Source organism: Phormidium sp. FACHB-592, assembly GCF_014695795.1.
Taxonomy (GTDB): Bacteria; Cyanobacteriota; Cyanobacteriia; order Leptolyngbyales; family Leptolyngbyaceae; genus Stenomitos.
This window is the reverse complement of the sequence record NZ_JACJOZ010000074.1, coordinates 344,414-365,461: the sequence shown is the minus strand read 5'-3', so window position 1 is coordinate 365,461 and position 21,048 is coordinate 344,414. Positions and strand designations below refer to the sequence as shown.

Below are 21,048 nucleotides of genomic sequence, written 5' to 3'. Positions count from 1 at the left end.
GGATTTCTCTCAGCGGTTTGTTTTGAGTTCTGACCAATCAGCAGGTTCTACTTGCCCAGAGCGATCGCCCCCAACGTGGTAGCGATGTAATGCCCTCGCCTGTGCTGCATCTTTGACATGAGCAAAATACTTGTACTCATCAAAGAGTCCATCTGGCTTCGTCTGAGTCACTTTCCATAACTGCGTTGACTCTGGCTCGTTGCCGAGATAGATGTCAGCGCTGGAAGAGTGGCGCGATCGGTCTGAGGTGCCGAGTAAGTGCCCATACGCTGCAATCAGTGGTTTGCCGTTGGGGAAGCGATGACTACCAACTGGGTGCGTGATGCCGATCGTGCAACCGTGAATTAACACGCGGCGATCGTACTTGGGGAATGCATCGGCTTTCGGTTCAGATGGTGTTATGCTCCAAAAACTACTGTCAGTGTCTCCAAACTTTTTATGATTAATCATAATTAGCCTAATAATTGTTTGATAAATGCTGCTTCTTCTTGACTTAGCGGCTTGCCTTCCTTGAATTTGGCGATCGCTGCTTGCGAATTGAACGATTGCACTTTAGTTTCTTTGGCAGGCTTCTTCTCTTCCACTTTGCTTTTTTCAAGTGGAGGTGCGGTATCCTCCAATTCAATCTCTACAGTGTTGCCCTTTCTTTTCACTGAAGCTACTCTGTAGGTCGTGTTTTTAGGCACAAGCACCTCGCCTTCTTCTGGGTATAGTGTCAAGTCTTGTATGGAAGCCCCGCTACGGTTTTGTTTGACTTTAAGAACAACCGAGTTTTGGTTGCCAGAATCTTTAGAAAATCGTTCGGCAATAGATCGATCGCTACTGAAACTTGATACAGCGTCAGGTTTCATTGACGAACCTTCTTTAGCAGTATTCAGGAAGTCATCAAGCTCTTTAGTGGTCTTAAACGATAAACCCCTATAAATTTCGCCGTCATATTTTGGCGCTTTTTCGATATAACGATTGATCGCCTTACCTTCTTTTGTTGGCTTGCCTTCACGTTCAGCTTTACGAATCGCTGTGTAGTTATCTCCTGTAAAACTGGTGACGCTAGAAATAGTTTCTTTCGCTTCTTTTTTTGTTAGCCCCAGTTTTTGCTCTAACTGGGAAGCCATCGCCTCAATATCTGCTTTTTCTGGCTCATCACCTTCAGCTTGAACCAGTCTGCGACTAAAAATAGAGTGAGATCCAGCAGTACGGTTTTTTTGCTCTGCGGGTGCAGCTTTTGATGGTTGAGCGGTTTCTTTAGCAACTGGTGTAGTTTCTGGTTTAGCTGCTGTCGGTATTGGTTGCCCCTTCTTTGCTCTAGTGCAACCCGGCGGTTTTGACCCTACCCATCCTTTGCCGCATGTCGCATCAAGTTTTAGCCTTTCATCAGCAAAAGAGTCCGATTGCTCTCCCTGTGCTGCCTCCATCTGCCGCTTTACTTTGCCTACGAATGTTTTGAAAGGTTCGCCGCCCCAAATTAGCCAGTCGGTGTGAGCGCCAGAGCCTTCAGGGGCACTTGCAAAGCGACTGTTGCGGGCAAACCATCTGTACGCCTTTTCGACCTTTTCAGGGGTAACAGCTTTACCTTGCGCGATCGCCATTGCCTCTTTAATCGTGGCAGGTTCAATACCACTGCCTGACTTGCCTGCTTTGTGCAGTTCTAGCCCTTTCTTGCACGCCTGTCGTGCCTCGACGGGTGGCTTAAAGTTGATTTGCTCGTAAGAGTCGGCGCGCGGCGATTGCTTGGGCTTATTAGCTGGCACCGCTTTAGAGTTAACAGGAGGCGTTGCGACTTGTGGCTTAACGTCGTCGTCTTCCTCTACGTCGAGGTGGACAGTGCCATCTTTCACGTATTGCTTAACTACTTTGTACTTTGCTCCTTTAGGAACAACAATTTCATCCTCGGCTGGGACTGAAGAAACTCCTTTTACGGAAGCTCCTTTTGTATTTGATTTGACGCTTATGACTACACCTGGCTTTTTCTTCATACCCACGCTAAACCGAAGCGCGATCGCGGGATCAGATGAAAAACTACTTAAAGCTTGCAACTCAAACCCGTTAGATACAGATGAAATAAACTTGTCTCTCTCCTCGTCTGTGTTGAATTTAAGTCCTCTGTGTATTTCGCCTTTGAATTTAGGCATGGAGCGAACATAAAGATTTGTCCCGTCAGCACTCTCCTTGACTCCATCTTTGTATTCTTGATCGTCGCTTTTAAGAGGTTGACCAATTTCGAACTGTCTTATCTCACCTGCATCACTTGTGAAGGTAGAAATACCGTCTAAAGCAAACTCGGCTTTAGTTTTGTCCAGTCCTGTAATTTCGGCAATACGATCTATTTTTTGATCTCGTGACAAGTCGCCTTTAATAACATCGTGCGTCTCTAACGCTCTTTTTCTTTCTTTTTCGTCGGTTTCAGGAACAGGTTCACGTCCTCCGGCTGCTCCACGAACCTCTCCGGTCTTACTTCCTGATTTTTCTTGTTTTTGGGGTTTGGTTTCTGTTCCGACATTTAGTTTATCCTTAGCTTTTTCCTTAAGTTTAGTAGCTTTGACGGGCTTCTCTTCCATAGGCTTAGGCTCGACTTCGACCACTTTCTTCTTGGCAGTCTTCGTCTTCTTAGGCTCTGCCGCTTCAGGAGTTTCAACCGCTTTAGCTTTAGTCGCTTTCGGCTTCTTAACGATGGCTTTCTCTGGTGCAATCGGTTCACCTTTAGCTTTAGCGATCGCACCCTTCGCCTCAATCTTCACAACATCGCGTGCAGCCTGACGCAGATCCTTGTCTGTGACTTCCTTGCCTGCCTTTTTCAGGTCACGCCGCTTTTTGTCGATCGCCTTCTGAATCTTGCCGCGCAAGTCCTGCTCAATATCCTCTGCCTTAGCACCCGTTTTACGGGCGATCGCATTGGCAATGGCACCACTGGTCTTAGATGTCTGATACTTGCCTGCTTTGCCGCTAGCAGGCTTGGCAGTGCCCTTAGACTTACTAGCAGGTGAATCACCACCTTCGCCTACAAACGCCCTAATCTCAGCCGTTGTTTTCCCGAAGGCGTTGAACTTCTTACCCTTGGCTAAACTCTCGTTCTTAGCTTTGACCTTCGCTAGGAGTTCGCTGCGTGTACTAGCGTCTAGGTGGTAGAGGAAGAAAACGTCGTTGGAGTCGAGCAAGGTGCGGTCGTCTAGTAGTTCGTCAGCGATCGCCTGATCTTGATCATTGCCCTCTAGCGCTAGTTGCTCCTCACCCTCAAATTCTTCGCCCTCTAACTCTGCCTCGCCTAACATCTCCTCTTCAGGTGGCGGTGGAATAACGGCAGCGGCGATCGCGTCATCCAGAAACTTGACGTAGTTCTTAGGCAGTACAAGGTTCTGGTTAAACTCGTTCTGTCCCCACAGCGTGCGGATGCCAACCTGACCGATCACACTTTGCTCAACTTGTGCCAAGGTCGATAGCATCGTGGCGAACTGGCTTTGTAGCCCTGCGTTTTCTTCAGGGGATGGTGCATAGAGGACGTGCCAATGCCATGCAAGCCCTTTCAGTTCGTTGCCTTGTGTGGGTCCACTCTTTGCCGCACACAACACGTTAGCCAGTGTTAAAACATTGTCTTCGCACTTATCCTGCTGTGCCTGTGCAGTCGTATCGTTCCACGTTTGCCGCTCGGATGTTTCCATGCCTGTCGCGTTCAACCCAGCACTAAACTCACCAAACAGCACAGAAGGCGGGTAGTCTGTGGACGCTAAGAGGTAGTTCTTGCAGTGGTCGAGCATATCGCTATAACCACCGACTTGGCGACTGACAGGGGCGATTTCTTCGTTCTCCTTGTCAATCACCATGTCGCGGAAGTTCGATCGCCGCTGACGGTTGATCTCCAGTCGTGCTGATATGACCTGCTGTGCTTTCTGCGGATTGCTTTCGAGTTTGCCTAGCAGACCAGTGATTTTGTGTACATAGAAATCAAAATCCTCCAGCATTCTGCCTGCCCCTTTCACCCCGTTCGTATAGAGGTAAAACGACTCCAACATCGCTTGCAGAATCGAATCATCACAGCCCTGGTTATAGCTGCCCGTATACCCGTCGATTAGTTCAGCACCACGGAACCACAGCACACGCGATCGGTGGATACGCCAACTCGCTTCAGGTGCATCCATCGCCCTGTGGTCCACAATCTCAAAGTGCTCAGATTGCCGCAGCACCGTCAGCGATCGGTCATCTGGCACCAGTTGCCACCGGCTAAACAGCCACAGCTTTCTAACGCTGTTAAGTCGCTTCAGGTTCAGCGGTTGATCCAATGGCAACCCATCATCCGCATCCATAACGAGGGCAGAGTTACCCGTCAGAAACGCAGTCTTGAGCGCTTCTTGAAAGCCTTTCTTAGCTCCTTTGTAGACGTGACGAGCGCTATGGATTGGGATCTGGTTAAGTGCATCAATCAGTGCATTAAGCTTGGCACTGCTACCCGTTGGCAATGTGGGCGTACCCCATCGGTAAGTGGCAGCTCTGGGGATATTGCACACGACTTTACGCAGCAAGCCATAGTTGCGGAACAAGCTTTCTTGCTGTTCACGCTCTAGCCTGCCACCGTAGAAGACCGATGCCGATCGGCTAGGGTCAGTGCCGACCATACCCATACCTGTCTGTGGGTTATAGATCCCACCAGAGAGGGCAGCACCGAGCGATGCCATATCATCCCAGTGCGCTACGACCGATCCATTTCCGTTGCCATTGCCGTTTTGTGTTGCCATTGTCTAGCCTGTGGCTAAGATGGAAGCACAAACGCATATGTCATTGAGTTACTCTAGGGGTGTTTCAGCACCCCTTCTTTATTAAGCCCAAAGCAGGTCCATACCTGTTTTTTGTGGCTTGTTAGCTTCGAGCCAGATAATGCCTTGATCGAGCGCATCCACTTGATCGTCATTGGCAGCGTTAGGGAACTGAGCGAATTCATCCATTAACGCTTTGCACCATTCTTGTACTGGTGCGTACTCAGCATTTGTCTTATGCAGCGGTGGATGTAATTCCCACCATTCACCTACTGTAATCGAGGTTTTACCCATTGACTCAAGCGCTGCCGCAACAGCGTCAGAAGCAGGCAGTAAAATACCACCCCTTTCATGAATTGGCTGAATTGACCACGCACGCGATCGCTTGCTGTTCATCCCTGGCTTAAATGGTGTGATGCCTGTTAACTCACTACTCAATCGCTCAATCACTGCGGGTCCGTTTGCCTTATCTTCAATCAGTTTTGTATACGCTTCTGGGTAACGATTTGACGTTTCTCTGATCATTGTCTCGGTGCCACTTATGCCCACACGCGATCGTGCTTGGTAGGGCAGATAGTAATCAGAGAACAGCATCGGCTTCCCATCCTGATCTAACACCGTATGCACATCGGCAACCTGCGCGATCGCCTGCACAACCACATAGTCAGAATCTTTTGTGCCCTTAAAAGCAGCATCACAGCTCAGAATCATGCGAGTGAACCTAGGCGCAGCGCTTGGCACATACACACGCCAATTCGCCAGCTTAAACATCCCTCCTTCAGATGGCGCAGGTTTCTGTTGATGCTGTCCTGCGTAACCATACGAACCTAAAACAAGTTTCTCTTTCTCTAAAACATACTCAGGGAAGCGTTCTTCAAACATCAATGACCCCGGTTCGGTTCGAGGGTCTACCCAGCCGAGCGGTGTTGGTGCTTGTGGTGCTTCAAATTCTTGAGGGATACAAAGAAGCGCCCAGTCACCTTCCTGTAAAACGTGCCCGGACCAGTCAAGTTGATGTAAGCGCTGCATGATGCCGATACGAACAGACGATCGCAAGTCGTTGACCCGGTTACGGATGGCACTATCCCAGCGATCGAGGACAGCTTGACGCAGCAAATCTGATTCGATCTCTTTAGCATCATGAGGGTCATCTACCAAAATGCAGTCGCCGCGATCGCCCGTAATCCGTGAATTGAAACCAAAAGATGCCCTTTGCCCACCTTTGGTGTTCCAATAAAGCGACTTAGCGTTTGTATCAACACGCAGCTTCCAGTCAGGCTTAAAGCGTTTCTGATACCATTCACTTTCAATTAAGTCCCGGCAATAGGCGCTATCTCGCAAGGCTACACGAGGGTTAGAAGAAAGGAAGATAGCACGCCATGAAGGGCAGATAGTCCAAAACCATGCGGGGGCACAAACACTGACGACTCTAGACTTAAGACTGCCAGGTGGCACATTAATTAAAAGGTTTTGGATGCGCTGCTTATAGTTTGAGTCTTGTTTGTGTCGCAACCAGTCCAGTAGTGATTCCTGGATATGCTCACACATGGCATCAATATGCCAGTTCCAAGCTAGAGTCGTTTCCGGCTCTAAAACATGCCAGCTTTCTTTAACAAACGTCGCTAGGCTAATCTGCTCATTAGCAATTTTCTGCCTGGATTTGAACTCAGCCTGTTTCTTCCTCGCTAGCTTCTGCATCAGCGATAGCGTCGATGATTTGGATGAAGACATCTTCAGGTAGTTTGGTTTGCAGTTTGGCTAACGTTTGCTCTAACTCTTTTTCGACTTCAATCTTGACCCGTTGCGTATTTGACCAGCGATCGGGGTGTCTGCGCTCTAGTAGCCATGCTGACGCTCGCCAATCATCCTTGCCAGCCCCTTTGATGTGGGCTGCTGTCGAGATTTCAGCCTGGGCGATCGCATTAGTTACTGCTGAATAAAAGTCCCTGAACTCTCCCGAAGTAGCTTGCTCGCCTTTATTCATCCAATTACGGACGGAAACATAAGACACCCCTGCATAGGCACAGGAAGGCTCGATATAGTTGCCAGCCAACAACGCTTGCACCAGCTTTTCTCTGACTGCTGGTGTTAGTTTTGACGGTCTACCTCTACCTCTTCCTTCCATTTCTTATATTTTTTGTAGGTTTCTATTGCATTTGTCTTACAAACCCATGCCCGCATTGAGGGCAAGTGCAGTTAATCTCTTTGGTTTGACCATTGAAGCCGCGATCGTTCTCTGGTGGTGGGGGCGGATCACTCAACCCTTTAAGCAAGTTATCAAGCTCATCATCAAAGTAGAGCAATGATAGGTCAATATCCCCAGACAACTCTGCTAACACATCTGTGTCAGGCACGTAGTTAACCTCAGAGATACGGTTAGCCGCGATCGAAAGCAGCTTTGCTTTCGGGTCTTCGGCGTTCGGTATATCTTCCCTAATGTGGATAATCGGGCGATCGCCCTTGCTTCTAACAATTATCGGTTCTACCGTCTCACCAAAGCGATCGAAGCTAGTTTCAAGCCTAGCACTGCCGTCAAACACTTCACCGTCTGCTGCTGCCGTTATCGCGCCAATGAATCCTTCTGTAGCGATCGTGTGGTCAAGCATCCCCATGCCACGAACGCTATGCTTGTTACCGTTGCGTTGCTGTAAACGAAAGTCTGACAGTTTCTTTTTCATTCAACTAACTCCCGATCGTACTCATTGCCGTCAACACCACGCCGCCAGAGTAAGCCTTGCTCGTCGATCGCCTCTACCTCAAAACGTGTATCACCACAAACTGCATCCTCAAGCCTCCAAACACCTAAAAGCAGACCAAGATTGCAATCACAGTCATTGTTGCCAGAACACCACAAAGCGTCGTCATTGTCCCAGTCAACAGGCAAAGCCATCTGCCTGCCTGTCTGAGTGTCCGTAATGGTGACTGTAACGGTCATCCCACTAAATCCTGAAAGCTTACGCACAGGACACGACACCAACCGGATAGCTCTGCTGGATCGACCTTTCTGCCACTGTTGACAATTTCATAAATGGCAGTGCGGTGCAATCCCATCATGTCTGTCAACTGAGTATCGCTGTACGCCGATCGCTCAACTGCGTTCTTAAAGTTGCCGACAAAGCGACGGCGAAGTTCTTGCTGTGTTGGACTTTCCAACGATTTCATCTTAGGCAGGGTGGCAAGGGGTAGAACAAGGTATTGACTGCGTGATTACATTATGCCCTTGGCTACAGCAATTCGCTTTAATCAATTAGCAACGATCGAGCGTTTTGACTCCAGAGATGGAGTGATGACTGTCACCGCGATCGCTCGTGAGCCTGGGATTTTAACGTATCGAAATGCTGATGGATCAACTCGTCGTGAATTAGTATCGCGCGAGTTTTTGCGACGAACAGATAGCGATGGAAAACCGTTAGTAGCTCAGTTAGCTGATTTACCCGTAACTAGAGAGCATCCTCCCTGCCTGCTTCGGAATGATGATGCGTTACTAGAAAAGTATCAAGTCGGTAGAACTCAGAACAAAGTCCATGTCTTTGACGATGGACGGGTGCAAGTAACCTTTGATGTTTATGACCCTGAAACGCAAGACGACATCCGTTTTGGTCGCAAAGATGGCGTGAGCGTTGGCTATGAAACGAACGTAAGAAATGACGCTGGCGAGTGGCATGGGGAAGCGTTTGACGCTTTGCAAGATGAGCCTATGCGTAAAGACCACATGGCAGTCTGCTCTAAGCCAAGAGCTGCTGGCGCAAAAATCAAAACTTTTAGATTCGACTCCGCTGATACGAATGACATCGCATGGCAGATTGAACCCGCTATTGAAGCACCAATACCGACTGTTCGTAAGGATGCACCAGTGGCAGATAAATATCAGATTGAGCTAACGACCCCACAGGGCAAACGTCCTTTCTGGGTACCGATGGATCTCTACATTGAGATTAAAGAACGGGGGCTAGATGACTGCGGTTGCCATGCTGACGCTGCTGACATGGTGCCAGTGTTTGACACCACAGAAGAAGAGTACCGGGTTGACTCAGAGGGCGAACTGTGGCGGTTTGATAAAAAAACTGGCACAGGCAAGAAGTGTCCTGGTGGTTACTCGATCCCTGCTAGCAAGAATTGCAACCCTAAAACTCAAGTCAAGAAGAATCAGGAACGCACTCAGCAACTACGTGAAAAGTTTAGCGACGGCACTAAACGGGCTGCTGTTGACAAGAAGCGTGTGGAGCAAAACAGGTTGAGAGGCATTACTCCCGAGAAAGGCAAAGCGCTATCAAACGTCTCTAAGTCTGCCTCATCTCGGAGTAAATCAGGCTTCTCTGATTTCTCACGACAGTCGGCACCAAAGAAAGGAAAGAACAAGCCATCGAAGCAGGCAATTACAGCAGCAGCAGAAACCAATAGAGCGAAAGGGGCGGCTAGAAACAAACGCCTAGCAGAAGCAGGGCTTAACTTTTGAGGCAAGACATGACAACCATCACACTCCCCGGCAGTATCAAAACCCATGACGTTGAGCCTGAATTAGCCGAAGCACTTGAGTACTCACTTGAGATGAAAGAGCAGCAGCAGGCGATCGCAGAGTCCATGTATGACGACGAAGAAAACTATGAGGAAGCACCCATGAGACGCGGTTACGACAGTGAAGACGAGCGTTACGACTCTAAGAAAAAAGTCGTGATGGAAGAAGATGACGAGGATATGGATGACGAAGAAGAGGAAGACGAGATCCCTGACTTCATCAAAAAGAAGATGAAAAAGGATGCTGCCGATTTAGAGCGTGCAAATGCTCACATCGACTCTTTGGAAGGTGAGTTAGCGATCGCTCGTACTCTTCTCAACCGCACTGACTCCGAAGAAGACGAAGAGACTGGAGAACGTTCTGACTCTGATATTGAAGCAGCAGTGCAAGCACGTCTAGACAGTATTTTTGCAGCGTATGACGATGCAAAGCCGTTTCTGCCTGATGACTTCAAGCTAGACGGTAGCAGCAGTGCTTACAGCATTCAAGCAGCAGCGATCGCTAACTTTGACAGCGACATCAAGCTTGACTCAGAGCAAGCTGTGGCAGGGGCTTACACAGCAATGAAGCTATGGCGTAGACCGTCAACGGGCGGGCAGCTTGAGAAGCTAGCGATCGCCTCTTCAGTCCGTGATGACAGTCGAGACAACCATATGGATGCTGTCAAACAAATGTATGCAAACGCATGGAAAGGAGGTAACTAAATGCCCGTAACTACTCACATTGATTTACTCGACGGGCAGCTTTACTTCCCCGGTCAAGAAATCACCACTCAAGGATCGTCCATCAGTAGCATCCTGACTGGCTTTAACAACACTGGCGCGATCATTCCGTTCGGCTTTGGTGTTTGTCAAGGTGCTACACCTGACTTGCTGACACTGCCAACTGACGCGAACAGCATTTTTCGCGGTGTCAACCGTCAAATGGACATTGAAAAGCGATCGGGCTATTCGCTTGATGGCAGCGGTCGCTTTGGCATCCCAAACTTTCACGAACTAGCTTTTCTAGAAGCAGGCGACATTGCTGTTTATATTGACGGCGACATTGTTCAAGGCTCTCCAGTGTACTTAAACCACACAGCTACATCCTCAGTTGTTGGTGCATTTAGAGGCGCGGCTAATGGGGGTAGTGCCACTCTCATTGCTGGCGCTTACTGGTTGAAGACTGTCACAGGTGCCACAGCAGCGGCGATGAAAGTTGCACCACTACGCTTAAATCGTCCATAGGAGAATAACTGATGCCCGTTGAACAAGGTGGAATGTATCTTTATCGTGATCTCGAACAGCGCTTACCGCGTCTGATTGAGCCACGTCGCCGTGAATTGCCTTTTGAGTCAGGCACCGACATTCCAACGATGCCGGATTTAATGCCTGGTGCTCATGAATTAGTATCGACAGTCATTAATGATGTCGGTGATGCCAAGATTTTGGCTGATGGGGCTTTTGACTTCCCGTTAGTTGATGCCACTGCTTCAGAAGACCGTCACCGTGTTGTGATGGCGGTTGCTGGCTTTCATATCGACTTCCAAGCCGAACGGCGTGAGATGTACGCCTTGTCAAACGCTGCTGCAACTTTGCGGGTACGGCAGTACGACCAAAAGATGAAAACTTGTATTCGTGCCATTCAAGAGCGACGGAACCGGATCGCCGCTTTTGGCGACACCAAGTTGAACATGACAGGCTTGCTCAACAATGCCAACGTCACGCCAAACAACAGCAGTTTTGACCCGTATACTGCGACTACTGCGACCACGATGGCTGACTTTTTCATCAATGAAGTGCAGGACTTTTATAGCGGCAGTAGCGATGTGTTCTTCCCATCAGTGGCGCTGGTTAGTAACACTCTCTTTTTCCGCCTGATCAGCCTGGTCATGTCCGGCACTGCCACAACGGTTAAAGACCACATTGAAAAGGCGCTGAGTGAAGAAGGCATTAAGTTTGAGATCCGCAAACGTCAAGAATGCAGTGCAGCAAAGCTCGAAGCAAATGGTGTACTAGCACCCGGGACAAATAAAGACCGGATTGTGCTTTACAGCCTTGACCCCGAAGTGGTTGAGCGTCACATCGAAATGATTCAGATGGTGCCGATTAAATATGTTGAAGTGCATGGCTTGAAAACCATCTACCCCATGTTCGGTTGCACGACAGAAACGATCGTCAACTACCCTGGCGCGTTCGCTTATATCGACGTGGCAAAATCCGCTGCATAGGAGTTTAGATGACAAAACTGCTTGAGTTAATTCCGGAATACTGTGTTCCACGTTCTAACAATGGCGTGAAGTTCGATCGCATTCCGGTACGTCCGGGTATCAATTATCAACTTACGCCACTGGAAGTAGATAAGGTTATTGCCCATCCTGACTTTCAGCGCTATGCAGCTAATGGCAGCATCAAAATCATTGAATCTGTTGTTGACCCACTAGCGATCGAGATTGAACCGCAAGCACCTTTAGCCGCCAACCTCGAATTAAGTGGCTTCAAAGTTGGTGAAGGAGATGAGGAAACGGGCGGTATTATTCGCCGCACATCCACGATCGCTATCCTCGATCGCTGGCTAGAAAAAGAAACGCGAAAATCTGTACAAGGGCAACTGCAACGCCGCATTGCCGCAATCAAAAAAGGTGAAATCTAATGCCGATTACTGATGGACGCTTTTTAGTTATTGGCGATCCGAGTAGCCCTCTAACGCTCAACAACGGTGTGCAGTACCGTTCTTTCCGAATCAGTGGCACGCCTGCGGATCAAAACCTCTTCCCCTCTGATGAAGCTTGGAAGCTGATCAGCGCCAAATACACATCTAATGCACCTGGCACGGATGCTGGAGCCGTTACAGGGCTTTTAACCAAGTGTACGGGCACGACTGCGCCTGCTGCTGGCATAGCCTTGCAGACGGGCACATTCGATTTGAAAACCGCTGCACACAACACTGTTAACGCAACTTTAGTCTCTAATCAATCAGCATTGACATTTGCAGCAGGCGATCGCTTGGCGCTTGATGTCACAGGCGTTACAACCGCAGTCGATGGTGTGATCACGATCGGTTATCAACGGGCTTAATGTATGGCGCTGACTGTTGCCGACTTTCTCGCAGACCCACGCTTTGAGGAATTTGACTCACTGGACGAAACCCTAATCGCCAGTGAGTTGGCTTATGTAGCCACGCTGCTACCTGAGGGTTCTTTGTGCGTTGACGAGATGGACGAAGGGCGTAAGTACTATCTAGCGCATCTTCTGACACTAGACCAGACAGGGCAGTTGGGCGGTAGAGCGATCGGGCAGATCAGTTCAATCAGTGGTTCTCAAGGTTCTCAATCAGTCAGTTTCGCGGCGACAGATGGCAAAGCAGAAGCTAATCAGTTGAGCGCCACTAAATGGGGTTTACGGTTGCAGGCGTTGATGGCTAATAGCGCTTGCCGTTTTGTTACAGGCTTTGTGGTTTAGAGAGAGGGCGATCGCTTGAGTTGTTGCCTGTCATTTCCACTCACGAACTTTGACACACCTGGCAAATGTTACGCCCCTGTGCAAGGCGATACGTTTGACTGGTTTGACCTGTTCATTGAAGGCGATTACACGCTGTGGGAACCAGCAGGGCAAGTTAGAGACAACTACGCAGAAAAGTCAAAACTGCCGCCAATCAATTTTACTTTTTTGCCGCTAACTTATGGCACTTACACAATCACGCCTGAAGGTGTCGCAGCACCAATTACAGGACTGTTTACAAAAATTTCACCACGGTTATCTGCTGCTCAGACTGCTTTGTTTGCGCTCCCAAGACAGCGACTAGATGGTGACGATCCACGGCTTGGTAAAAATGTCTACGTCTACGATATTGAGCTGCTACTAGGCGATCTAACTAAGACGATCGTTGATGCCTCTTACTTTGACTATTGCAGAGACGTGACTCGCAGGAGTGTGGTGGCGTAATGACAAAAATCTACGCGGTAGTGCGTCCCTGCCCCAAAGTTTACGCGGTTGTTAATCAACGGTTTGAGCTTCACGTTATTGATGGAGAATCAAATCAAGTTGGTGGGACTTTCCCAACTGATTCACTTGCACTGACAACCTTGCTAGGTGATGCAGGCTATGTTGTCGATCGCGCTTTCCTTGCTGACAACCTGACATTACAACCGTTATTGCTGGACACGGTTTACGCTGTCACCCTCCTAACTGAACGGGAAGTTGATGGGTTGCTGCTAGTTTCGACTTTGATGGATGTGGGTTACGTTACTGCCTCCATCAGGCAAGCAGAATCACTGGCGCAGCAATCGCTGCCAATCGATACAGCACACTCGATCGCCTCTCTTCGGCAGTCTGATTCTATTCAAGCCTCGATTTTTGGCTTAGACACAGCCTACTCAGCAGGGGCACTGACGCAGCGCGATGCGGATGCTTTGTTGCTGATGCTGCTGCGGCAAGACACCAGTTACACGGTCAGCACGCAACGCTTTGCAGACGGACTGACGACAACACCGATCGCTGTCGATAGTAGCTATCAAACAACGACAGCTAGACAGCCTGATGGCTTACTGCTTTCAGGCTTGTTAGTCGATAGCGATCGCCGTGTTGCAACAACTAAGCAGGCTGATGCTTTAAGCGGCATGACGACTCTGCTAGATGCAGCGCCATCGGTCACACGACAGGCAAACGCCGACAGCTTAACCATGCAGTCGCTGTTGATGGATACGACGTACAGCGTAGCGATAGGCAGCACTCGGACAATCTTTACCACCGTTCTTAGGAGTTAATATGGCGTTTCAGCCTTCAGATATTAAGCGGCAAATCTTAGCAGCCTACCTACCCCCTGGCACGATCGTTAATGCCCATCTCTTAACGGCAGTACTGACCGACACGATCGACACGGTGGCTGAACTCACTCAAGCAGCGGGCGGGAACTATGCTGCCAAGCCTTTAACAACGACTGCCGCTGCACTTGTAGGCACAAGCGCGATCGTTAACGTTAGTGATGGTCCACCCCTATGGAGCAATCTTTACACAAGCGCAGCAACGCCGATCGTTGAGATGGCTTTCTCTAAGCAAATCGGTGGGGCGAGTGCTGGCAGCGATCCGGTGCTTGGCTCGGTAAAGCTGACTGAAACAACCACGATTGCCAGTGTGACAACTACAGCCGATTCGGTCATTCTCACCACGACTGGAAGCTTTGCTGGTTTGGCAGAGGGTTATCGACTAGCGGGTACAGGCTTGGCATTCGGATCAGTGATCGATGAAATCACTTCTGCAACTCAGATAGTGATGAGTCGTCCTGCAACAGCATCCGGCACCATTACGCTCACAGTTTATGTGCCTGCACCTTATACGCCTTCAACTTCAAGCGGTAGCCAGAATACGCTCACGGTGCCACTGCCACCTACAGGTGTGCTGGCTCATTTATAAGGAGTAGCAAATGCCGACACCTGTTCAGTTAGCAACTTTTGGTAGTAATACTGCCTTTTTCCAGTTTGGCAAAGGGACAGGCACTAATGTCGATCCTTACGGATTGCAGGCGTTCTCAGGCTTAACAGTTGATCCGACAGCCCCAGGAACGACAGCAGCGGGGAACGATCGCCAGATTGCGCTTGACCTTAGTGGCGCAATTCTTGCCAATATCCGCAACCTGACGCTGTTGCGCGATCGCGTCCAAGCTTCACCACCAATTGAAAGCGCAGTTGCCACAGTCACTATCACCAGCACTAGCACTACTTGGGTTTATTCCAGCGCGATCGACTGTAGCGGTTACAACGAGATCTCGTTTCTGCCGATCGTGACCACAGCAGGCGGCACAGTAGGCAATTCAGGCAACTATCGACTGGTCTGGAGCCATGACGCAGCAACGAGCGGCAACGCGCCAACCAATGGCATCAATGAAACCGTCAATACCTATGCCACCGCAAGTGGTGGTGAGCAAGTGATTAGCCAGAACATTAACGTCTATTCTTTTACTTCTAACACGACTGGAGAGAAGTCTTCCAGCCCGTTTTCTGGCGAAAAAAGAGGCAGGTATTTATTCATTGGGCAGCGATCTGACAGCGCTATCACCATCACCGCTAACTACCGTTATCAACTCTACTGATCATGGCTAACATTTTTCCCGCTAGTGCTGGCAATATTCCTGGTCTGCCAGCGATGCAGGTACAGAGAACGGGCTTTATCGACGGCAAACCTGGCTTTGTCACTAGTTTTTCAGGACGGCGATCGGGTAACTCGTTTAACGCCAGTGGGCAGACAGACGTTGTTGAATTTGTGTTGAACAATAACCGCATTCCTTTGCTGGCTGGCAATCAAAGTATAGAAATAATTAGCACATCAGCAAGTGATTCAGCGCTAGGGTCAGGCGTGAGAACTGTAGAACTTGTCTACTTGGATGCTGCTTACAACCTACAGAAAACAACTGTCACTCTAAACGGCATTCTGGCTGTCTCAGTACAAAAAGATGGTGCAAGCGTTACGCCACAAGCGATCTGGTGGATGCATACTTTAACCGCTGGCACAGGGTTAACCGCAGCCGGAAATATCATCCTACGGATTGCAGGTGCAGGCGCAGAGCTAGAGCAGATTACCTCTGGCGGCAATATGTCCCTGTCGGCACGATGCGCGGTGCCTTTGGGCTACGACGCTTATATTCCGTCTTTCTTTGGCTCGGCGGTGTCAGCTTTGCACGACTTCCGCTTTCGTGCCACCGTCTCTAAGCTTGATGTGCCAGGTATTTCGTCAAAAACAATATTAGAAGGTATTTACAACTTTCAAGGTGTGCTCTCAGTTCGAGAAGGCGACAATGCTATGCGCGATATGGGGTATCTCAGACTACCCGAAAAAACACGAATTAAGATCTCCACGATTGCTGGCGCTGCCACGGCTCAGTGTGACGCTAGCTTCCCTGCCTTGTTCGTCAAGAGGAACACATGACGTACAGCGCTGGCACATGGTCGACTGGTACGTGGTCAGCAGCAGCTTACGCAGCGGCTACTTGGGTCGTTGCAGAAACAGGGAGAGCCTTTTACGTCAGCGCTACTGGCAACGATACGAATGATGGTCTTACTCCTTCAACAGCATGGGCAACGATCGGTAGAGTTAATACAGCGATCGTGGCAGGGCTTCAAGACGGCGATCGCATCCTCTTTCGAGGTGGCGATACTTTCAGCGCACCGGATGGGATCTCTTTTGATTCACCAAACACGCCTAGAAGTACTACGCCTTACCGTTTCGACTCTTATGGCACGGGCAAAGCAACGATCCAAACGACTGCGGCAAACAGTTCGCCTTTTTACATTTACAACCGTGATGTACGGATTAGCAACCTCAAACTATTTCAAGCTTCCTACACGACTGCTGGTGATGCTGTAAATTTCTACTACGAGAACGGCAGTGGCTACTCTGGCAGCGGTGTGATTAATTGCGACATTGATGGCTGCAAGAATGCGATCGTTTTTGGTGGCACTCCTGCCTTTAGCAACTTTACGATCGAAGGCTGCACAATCACCAACGTCAGTACGCAGGGCATCATTTCATACGCAGACAATCCCTTCACGCACAAAAACATTACAGTGCGATCCAACATCATCAATAAGCTGTGGGGCTTGGGTACGACAACACCATCAGCATCCGCGATCGTCCTGGGGGGTGTTGTAGACGCTCTGATTGAAGATAACTATGCGGATGGTAATGATTCAGCGAATGGCTTTGCTTGCAACCTAATCTGGGTTTATGATGCCAAGCGAGCAATTATGCAGAAAAACATTGCTGTCAATGCCAAGTGCCAAAACACTTCACCCGATGGCGGCGCTTACGGCATTGATCTCAATTGCATCGATTGCAAGATTATCAATAATTACGCTTACAACTGCCGTGGTGAAGCCGCTCTGATCATCGACGGTGATGGCAATAGCATCAGTGGGAATATTTTCGTTGATTGTGCCAAAGGTTCTCCACTGGCGGGCGATTCAGGTTTTGGCACAATTTACATCTACGGTGGACTCAATGGTGAGTCAGCCACAAATTCTACGATTATCAATAATACGATCGTCAATCGTGTGAACCAGACGGGCGGTGCTCCTCTGCCTGCAATCTATAATCGCTTGGCAGTCAACACAGGCTTGATTGCTAAGAATATCCTAGTCAGCACACTCACCACGTTGATGGCGGAGTCGCCTGCCGCTGGCTTGATCTTTATTGATAATCAATATTATTCAACGACCGGCACTGTTACCTTCAAATGGGGTGGCACAACTTATACAGGGCTGACGAATTGGCGCGGCACCCCTGCACAAGAGAAAATTGGTGCAACCAATTATGGGCAAGAAGGTAATCCGCTTTTTGTCAATTTGTCGGGAACCATGGCGACTGATTTTAAGCTCACAGCAGCTTCCCCCACAGCTACAAAAACAGGCATTGACCTGTACGGCTTGTATGGCATCCAGGCAGGCTTAACTGATTATTTTGGCACCGATATTAGTCAGAAGATCACCAGCATTGGCGCTGACTCTACTCTGAGTGTTGGGGCGCGATCGGCTACTCCCGGTACACCACCTGTTTACGTTGTTACTGCCGCCGATGCTGCTTATGTGGCGACAAAACTGCCAAATGTGCCAACAGCAAGGCGCGATCGCATCGCCACGGTTGCCAATTCAGTTGCGACAGCGCAATCGACTACTGGCAGGCAGATCATTGATGACTTAGCAACCGCTCATCGTTGGTGGCAGGCGGGTGCCGATAGCACTGGGGTAAGCGTCGGCACTGCTGTTTCAGCGTGGACAGATTGGATCACTGGATCAAACCAGTGGGTGCAAGCAACAGCAGGTAGCAGACCTCTCTTGCAAACCGATACAGTGGCAGCAGGCTTCCGCTTGTCGTTTGACGGTGTTGATGATTTCCTTGATGGGAGTAATACCGCGAATCCATTGCTGCCAGATAGCGCTGATTTCTCCTTCCATGTGGCAGTAACCCGCAACAGTACAACGGTCGATCGACGGCTTTTAACGCAGTTTATTGGTGGCAACGCTACTCGATATATCAGCCAACAAACAGCGACTAATTTTGCTCAGTCGATCGGTGGCACCCTTACGCCAACGACTGCGGTTGTTTTTTCTGGCAGTGGCATCCTTTCGTCATATCGGAGTGGCACAACTTTTACAACGATCGGCACAAATAATGCCTCAACTAATAGTGTGCGAACCACTTCAGTACAGCAAACGGGCAACATCTTCGGGGCGCGAACGGGTGGCACGACTGCTTATAACGCAGCCTTGACAGATTTTTGGAACGGCTACTTACACGGCTTGATTGTTTACCGCACTCACAGCGCCACCGTGCAAGCAAGGATTCGAGCCTTTATGCAAAGTTACAACATTTAGGAGCTATACAATGAAACGTATCACTATCTTTATTCCTGCTGCCTACAAAGCACAAGCCGATCGCGCCGCTATGGACTATGACCCGACTGGCGGGCAAAATATGTTCAACAACCGTGTGCCGTTTGAGTGGACAAATGAAGCGCCTCTGTATCACTACTCCAGTGGGGTTTATACCGAGCTTCAGGCGATCGCCATGAAACTGGCGTTGATCCTGATCCCTGGCGCTGTCTTCTATATGTTGTCATCGCCTAGCGATTCGGCAGAGCCAAAACTCTTAGAAACCAATAGTTTCAATGCTCAGTCATTTATTAACAAAGCTTGGACCTTTGAGCAATGTTGTAGCGATATGGGGCTGTCGGCTCACTTTGAGCTGCAAGCACCCGCTTGAAAGCAAAAGAGCGATCGCTCCAAGCTTAAACAGTCTAGTCAGCCGCGAGGGAAGCTTAAACAGCCATGACACCACAACAGCTTCTGGCACAACGAGAACAGGCAAGGCGCGATCGGCAATGGGCTGAAGCTGATCGCCTGCGTGATGAGTTGACAGCACTGGGCTATCAGGTGGTCGATCGCGCAGACGGTAGTAGTCTCATTCCTGATCCTTCATCTGTTTCTGTGGTTCAGGTTGACCATTGGAGGAACGATCGCACTGGCATTGACGCTGACGGCAAACTGTGGGGCTATACTGCCAAACCTGGGGGTGCCAACAGCGCTTGCAGAGTTAACGATATTGAGAGTCGATCAACTTTTGTAGTGACAAACCTAGAGCGTCATCGGCAACGGTGTAGCGGTGGCTGTAGTGCTGGATGCCCCTTTCCTAACACTTTGAGAAATGGCTGAACTAACTTGGATCGAGTCACCAGAAACACTCAGAAGATACGCATTCGTACAATCGCTTAATGCGATGCCCTGGTGGATGCCTACGGGTTTGGCGATCGCGCTGGCTGAACGGAGAGCTAAGGCGTTGTGCGATCGGTTGAGTCAGGAGTGACCGTGCCATTGTCGCCTTTGGTGATGGGGTGGTCGATCGCGCTTTGCTGCCATTCTCGCACGACCACAACCGCTTTGCGCCCAGTTTGTAGCTGCTTGCACAAGTATCCGCAATACATCGGCGCAGGTATGTACGATCGCCTTGCTAGAATCTTTGTGCAAGAAGCGATGGCAGAGAACGAGGAGACAACAGCTAGCCAGGACGGCGACATAGAACCAGGCTGAATTTACGTCAGCGGACTGCTACACCAAATGGATTAGCGCTTCCACCAACACCTGGTTTTGCTCGTCCGTGCCAACGGTAATGCGCAACTTGTCGCTTAAACCAGCTTGATGGAAGTAGCGCACCAAAATGCCGCGCTCTTTAAGTGCTAAATAGATTTGTTCAGCATTGCTTTGGGGCGGCTGCACCAACAAAAAGTTAGCTTGCGAATCCCACAGGCGGAAACCCAGTTGCTTAAGCGCGATCGCCAGCGCTGCCCGCGAAGTTTTGACTTTGGCAGCACACTCATTTTTGTACGCCTGATCGCGCATAGCAGCGGCACCTACTAACCCCGCGATCGCATCAATGTTGTAGCTGTCTTTGACTTTGAACAAGCCACTCAACAGCGTTGGATTAGCGATGCCAAAACCGAGACGCAACCCTGCTAGCGAGTACCCTTTAGATAACGTGCGCGTTACAATCACATGATCAAATTCCTGTACCAGCGGCAATGCAGTTTCTTCGGCAAAGTCAACATATGCCTCATCAACCACCAGAACACCCGTAAGCCCTGCCGCTAGTTGGCGTAGTTCAGCGATCGACACCACATGACCAGAAGGGCTGTTGGGCGACGCAATAAAGGTAACGGCACCATTCGCAGCAATTAGTTCCGCAATCGGCAAGCGATAGTCGTCTCCGTAGGGAATCTCGATCGTGTCCGCTGGCTGCATTGCAGTTAAGGTGCGATACAGCACATAAGTCGGTACCGGATAAACTACTTTGCGCTCAGTTTCAGCGCACGCACGAATGATGATATTCAAGATATCGTCACTGCCGTTGCCCACAATAATCCAGTCCATCGGCACGCCGAGCGCTTCACTGATCGCCTGCCGAAACTCATTGGCGTAGGGATCAGGATACCGTCGCAGTGACTCAGCCTTAAGCGTTTGCAACGCTGCGATCGCTGCTGGAGAGGGCGGATAAGGATTCTCGTTGGTATTTAGCTTAATGATGGGTGTGTCAGACTTTGGCTGCTCACCTGGCACGTAGCCAGTCATCGCATCAATGGCGGGGCGGAAGTAGGTAGTCACGGCTCTAGGGATAGGTTCAGACAAATGCGTTCGACAAAGGCTTTAGATAAGTGCTTTAACTTATGGTGACGTTGGACATCACTGCGAGAGAAACCCCGTTACCAGCAGCGGCACAAGAATAAGCGCAGCCATGATCGCAAGTAGCGTTCCGGGATCAATCTTGA

General features: G+C 49.6%; 25 protein-coding genes. 16 read left to right on the top strand and 9 right to left on the bottom strand.

Annotated elements, in window-relative coordinates:
* Window positions 1-9 precede the first annotated feature (9 nt).
* The 7 genes from H6F86_RS20540 to H6F86_RS20510 all read right to left on the bottom strand — a co-directional run bounded on the left by H6F86_RS20540 (window position 10) and on the right by H6F86_RS20510 (window position 7,907).
* A complete protein-coding gene (locus tag H6F86_RS20540; RefSeq protein ID WP_190450556.1) occupies window positions 10-450 on the bottom strand; it encodes a hypothetical protein in 441 nt (146 codons plus the stop codon).
* A 2-nt stretch (window positions 451-452) separates the two neighbouring features.
* The gene (locus H6F86_RS20535; protein ID WP_190450554.1) at window positions 453-4,727 is read right to left on the bottom strand and encodes a phage portal protein; all 4,275 of its coding nucleotides are present in this window, start codon (window positions 4,725-4,727) and stop codon (window positions 453-455) included.
* Window positions 4,728-4,808: 81 nt separating this feature from the next.
* Window positions 4,809-6,476, bottom strand: a complete 1,668-nt coding sequence (locus H6F86_RS20530) for a hypothetical protein (RefSeq protein WP_190450552.1) — start codon at window positions 6,474-6,476, stop codon at window positions 4,809-4,811.
* Window positions 6,412-6,870, bottom strand: coding sequence for a hypothetical protein (locus tag H6F86_RS20525; protein WP_190450550.1), 459 nt, complete (start codon window positions 6,868-6,870; stop codon window positions 6,412-6,414). The genes H6F86_RS20530 and H6F86_RS20525 overlap by 65 nt, the downstream gene beginning before the upstream one ends.
* A gap of 22 nt (window positions 6,871-6,892) precedes the next feature.
* The gene (locus tag H6F86_RS20520) at window positions 6,893-7,423 is read right to left on the bottom strand and encodes a hypothetical protein (RefSeq protein WP_190450548.1); all 531 of its coding nucleotides are present in this window, start codon (window positions 7,421-7,423) and stop codon (window positions 6,893-6,895) included.
* Window positions 7,420-7,680 carry a hypothetical protein gene (locus H6F86_RS20515; protein ID WP_190450546.1) on the bottom strand — a complete coding sequence of 87 codons (261 nt, stop codon included), beginning with the start codon at window positions 7,678-7,680 and terminating at the stop codon, window positions 7,420-7,422. The genes H6F86_RS20520 and H6F86_RS20515 overlap by 4 nt, the downstream gene beginning before the upstream one ends.
* On the bottom strand, window positions 7,677-7,907 hold the full coding sequence (locus H6F86_RS20510) for a hypothetical protein (protein ID WP_190450544.1): 231 nt from the start codon (window positions 7,905-7,907) through the stop codon (window positions 7,677-7,679). Before H6F86_RS20510 ends, H6F86_RS20515 begins: the two co-directional genes overlap by 4 nt.
* Before the next feature lie 52 nt (window positions 7,908-7,959).
* Between H6F86_RS20510 and H6F86_RS20505 the strand changes: the two genes are divergently transcribed.
* The 15 genes from H6F86_RS20505 (at window position 7,960) to H6F86_RS20435 (ending at window position 19,441) form a co-directional block, all read left to right on the top strand.
* On the top strand, window positions 7,960-9,201 hold the full coding sequence (locus H6F86_RS20505; protein ID WP_190450542.1) for a DUF2213 domain-containing protein: 1,242 nt from the start codon (window positions 7,960-7,962) through the stop codon (window positions 9,199-9,201).
* Window positions 9,202-9,209: 8 nt separating this feature from the next.
* Complete coding sequence (locus H6F86_RS20500; protein ID WP_190450541.1) at window positions 9,210-9,965, top strand: hypothetical protein; 756 nt, start codon at window positions 9,210-9,212, stop codon at window positions 9,963-9,965.
* Entirely contained in the window at window positions 9,966-10,487 is a 522-nt protein-coding gene (locus H6F86_RS20495; RefSeq protein ID WP_190450539.1) for a hypothetical protein, read from the top strand. It begins immediately after the preceding gene.
* A gap of 11 nt (window positions 10,488-10,498) precedes the next feature.
* A complete protein-coding gene (locus tag H6F86_RS20490) occupies window positions 10,499-11,470 on the top strand; it encodes a major capsid family protein (RefSeq protein WP_190450537.1) in 972 nt (323 codons plus the stop codon).
* 8 nt (window positions 11,471-11,478) lie between these two features.
* The gene (locus H6F86_RS20485; RefSeq protein WP_190450535.1) at window positions 11,479-11,892 is read left to right on the top strand and encodes a hypothetical protein; all 414 of its coding nucleotides are present in this window, start codon (window positions 11,479-11,481) and stop codon (window positions 11,890-11,892) included.
* On the top strand, window positions 11,892-12,317 hold the full coding sequence (locus tag H6F86_RS20480; RefSeq protein ID WP_190450534.1) for a hypothetical protein: 426 nt from the start codon (window positions 11,892-11,894) through the stop codon (window positions 12,315-12,317). The genes H6F86_RS20485 and H6F86_RS20480 overlap by 1 nt, the downstream gene beginning before the upstream one ends.
* A 3-nt stretch (window positions 12,318-12,320) precedes the next feature.
* Window positions 12,321-12,701, top strand: coding sequence for a DUF4054 domain-containing protein (locus H6F86_RS20475; protein WP_190450533.1), 381 nt, complete (start codon window positions 12,321-12,323; stop codon window positions 12,699-12,701).
* 15 nt (window positions 12,702-12,716) lie between these two features.
* Window positions 12,717-13,184 (top strand): hypothetical protein, encoded by a 468-nt coding sequence (locus H6F86_RS20470; RefSeq protein ID WP_190450532.1) that lies wholly within the window; start codon window positions 12,717-12,719, stop codon window positions 13,182-13,184.
* Complete coding sequence (locus H6F86_RS20465; RefSeq protein WP_190450531.1) at window positions 13,184-14,005, top strand: hypothetical protein; 822 nt, start codon at window positions 13,184-13,186, stop codon at window positions 14,003-14,005. The genes H6F86_RS20470 and H6F86_RS20465 overlap by 1 nt, the downstream gene beginning before the upstream one ends.
* A gap of 1 nt (window position 14,006) precedes the next feature.
* Window positions 14,007-14,651, top strand: coding sequence for a hypothetical protein (locus tag H6F86_RS20460; RefSeq protein WP_190450530.1), 645 nt, complete (start codon window positions 14,007-14,009; stop codon window positions 14,649-14,651).
* Between the two features lie 10 nt (window positions 14,652-14,661).
* Window positions 14,662-15,327, top strand: coding sequence for a hypothetical protein (locus H6F86_RS20455; protein ID WP_190450529.1), 666 nt, complete (start codon window positions 14,662-14,664; stop codon window positions 15,325-15,327).
* 2 nt (window positions 15,328-15,329) lie between these two features.
* Complete coding sequence (locus H6F86_RS20450; RefSeq protein ID WP_190450528.1) at window positions 15,330-16,160, top strand: hypothetical protein; 831 nt, start codon at window positions 15,330-15,332, stop codon at window positions 16,158-16,160.
* Window positions 16,157-18,604, top strand: coding sequence for a right-handed parallel beta-helix repeat-containing protein (locus H6F86_RS20445; protein ID WP_190450527.1), 2,448 nt, complete (start codon window positions 16,157-16,159; stop codon window positions 18,602-18,604). Before H6F86_RS20450 ends, H6F86_RS20445 begins: the two co-directional genes overlap by 4 nt.
* 10 nt (window positions 18,605-18,614) lie before the next feature.
* The gene (locus tag H6F86_RS20440; protein ID WP_190450526.1) at window positions 18,615-18,992 is read left to right on the top strand and encodes a hypothetical protein; all 378 of its coding nucleotides are present in this window, start codon (window positions 18,615-18,617) and stop codon (window positions 18,990-18,992) included.
* Window positions 18,993-19,057: 65 nt separating this feature from the next.
* Window positions 19,058-19,441: a hypothetical protein gene (locus H6F86_RS20435; RefSeq protein WP_190450525.1), complete on the top strand. Its 384-nt coding sequence runs from the start codon at window positions 19,058-19,060 to the stop codon at window positions 19,439-19,441.
* A 16-nt stretch (window positions 19,442-19,457) separates the two neighbouring features.
* On the opposite strand, the gene H6F86_RS20430 is transcribed toward H6F86_RS20435, so the two are convergent.
* The gene (locus H6F86_RS20430; protein WP_190450524.1) at window positions 19,458-19,601 is read right to left on the bottom strand and encodes a hypothetical protein; all 144 of its coding nucleotides are present in this window, start codon (window positions 19,599-19,601) and stop codon (window positions 19,458-19,460) included.
* Between H6F86_RS20430 and H6F86_RS20425 the strand changes: the two genes are divergently transcribed.
* Complete coding sequence (locus H6F86_RS20425; protein WP_190451110.1) at window positions 19,595-19,816, top strand: hypothetical protein; 222 nt, start codon at window positions 19,595-19,597, stop codon at window positions 19,814-19,816. The two genes, H6F86_RS20430 and H6F86_RS20425, sit on opposite strands and share 7 nt — an antisense overlap.
* Before the next feature lie 18 nt (window positions 19,817-19,834).
* Here H6F86_RS20425 and hisC read toward each other — a convergent pair whose 3' ends face one another.
* Window positions 19,835-20,884, bottom strand: coding sequence for a histidinol-phosphate transaminase (gene hisC / locus H6F86_RS20420; RefSeq protein ID WP_190451078.1), 1,050 nt, complete (start codon window positions 20,882-20,884; stop codon window positions 19,835-19,837).
* Window positions 20,885-21,048: the final 164 nt, after the last annotated feature.

Coding starts and splice junctions, on each gene's coding strand:
- H6F86_RS20510 (WP_190450544.1), bottom strand. CDS start 7,907: ATGAAATCGTTGGAAAGTCCAACACAGCAAGAACTTCGCCGTCGCTTT.
- H6F86_RS20505 (WP_190450542.1), top strand. CDS start 7,960: ATGCCCTTGGCTACAGCAATTCGCTTTAATCAATTAGCAACGATCGAG.
- H6F86_RS20490 (WP_190450537.1), top strand. CDS start 10,499: ATGCCCGTTGAACAAGGTGGAATGTATCTTTATCGTGATCTCGAACAG.
- H6F86_RS20530 (WP_190450552.1), bottom strand. CDS start 6,476: ATGTCTTCATCCAAATCATCGACGCTATCGCTGATGCAGAAGCTAGCG.
- H6F86_RS20520 (WP_190450548.1), bottom strand. CDS start 7,423: ATGAAAAAGAAACTGTCAGACTTTCGTTTACAGCAACGCAACGGTAAC.
- H6F86_RS20485 (WP_190450535.1), top strand. CDS start 11,479: ATGACAAAACTGCTTGAGTTAATTCCGGAATACTGTGTTCCACGTTCT.
- H6F86_RS20540 (WP_190450556.1), bottom strand. CDS start 450: ATGATTAATCATAAAAAGTTTGGAGACACTGACAGTAGTTTTTGGAGC.
- H6F86_RS20495 (WP_190450539.1), top strand. CDS start 9,966: ATGCCCGTAACTACTCACATTGATTTACTCGACGGGCAGCTTTACTTC.
- H6F86_RS20515 (WP_190450546.1), bottom strand. CDS start 7,680: ATGACCGTTACAGTCACCATTACGGACACTCAGACAGGCAGGCAGATG.
- H6F86_RS20480 (WP_190450534.1), top strand. CDS start 11,892: ATGCCGATTACTGATGGACGCTTTTTAGTTATTGGCGATCCGAGTAGC.
- H6F86_RS20455 (WP_190450529.1), top strand. CDS start 14,662: ATGCCGACACCTGTTCAGTTAGCAACTTTTGGTAGTAATACTGCCTTT.
- H6F86_RS20430 (WP_190450524.1), bottom strand. CDS start 19,601: ATGGCACGGTCACTCCTGACTCAACCGATCGCACAACGCCTTAGCTCT.
- H6F86_RS20535 (WP_190450554.1), bottom strand. CDS start 4,727: ATGGCAACACAAAACGGCAATGGCAACGGAAATGGATCGGTCGTAGCG.
- H6F86_RS20445 (WP_190450527.1), top strand. CDS start 16,157: ATGACGTACAGCGCTGGCACATGGTCGACTGGTACGTGGTCAGCAGCA.
- H6F86_RS20465 (WP_190450531.1), top strand. CDS start 13,184: ATGACAAAAATCTACGCGGTAGTGCGTCCCTGCCCCAAAGTTTACGCG.
- H6F86_RS20435 (WP_190450525.1), top strand. CDS start 19,058: ATGACACCACAACAGCTTCTGGCACAACGAGAACAGGCAAGGCGCGAT.
- H6F86_RS20440 (WP_190450526.1), top strand. CDS start 18,615: ATGAAACGTATCACTATCTTTATTCCTGCTGCCTACAAAGCACAAGCC.
- H6F86_RS20500 (WP_190450541.1), top strand. CDS start 9,210: ATGACAACCATCACACTCCCCGGCAGTATCAAAACCCATGACGTTGAG.
- H6F86_RS20450 (WP_190450528.1), top strand. CDS start 15,330: ATGGCTAACATTTTTCCCGCTAGTGCTGGCAATATTCCTGGTCTGCCA.
- H6F86_RS20525 (WP_190450550.1), bottom strand. CDS start 6,870: ATGGAAGGAAGAGGTAGAGGTAGACCGTCAAAACTAACACCAGCAGTC.
- H6F86_RS20460 (WP_190450530.1), top strand. CDS start 14,007: ATGGCGTTTCAGCCTTCAGATATTAAGCGGCAAATCTTAGCAGCCTAC.
- H6F86_RS20475 (WP_190450533.1), top strand. CDS start 12,321: ATGGCGCTGACTGTTGCCGACTTTCTCGCAGACCCACGCTTTGAGGAA.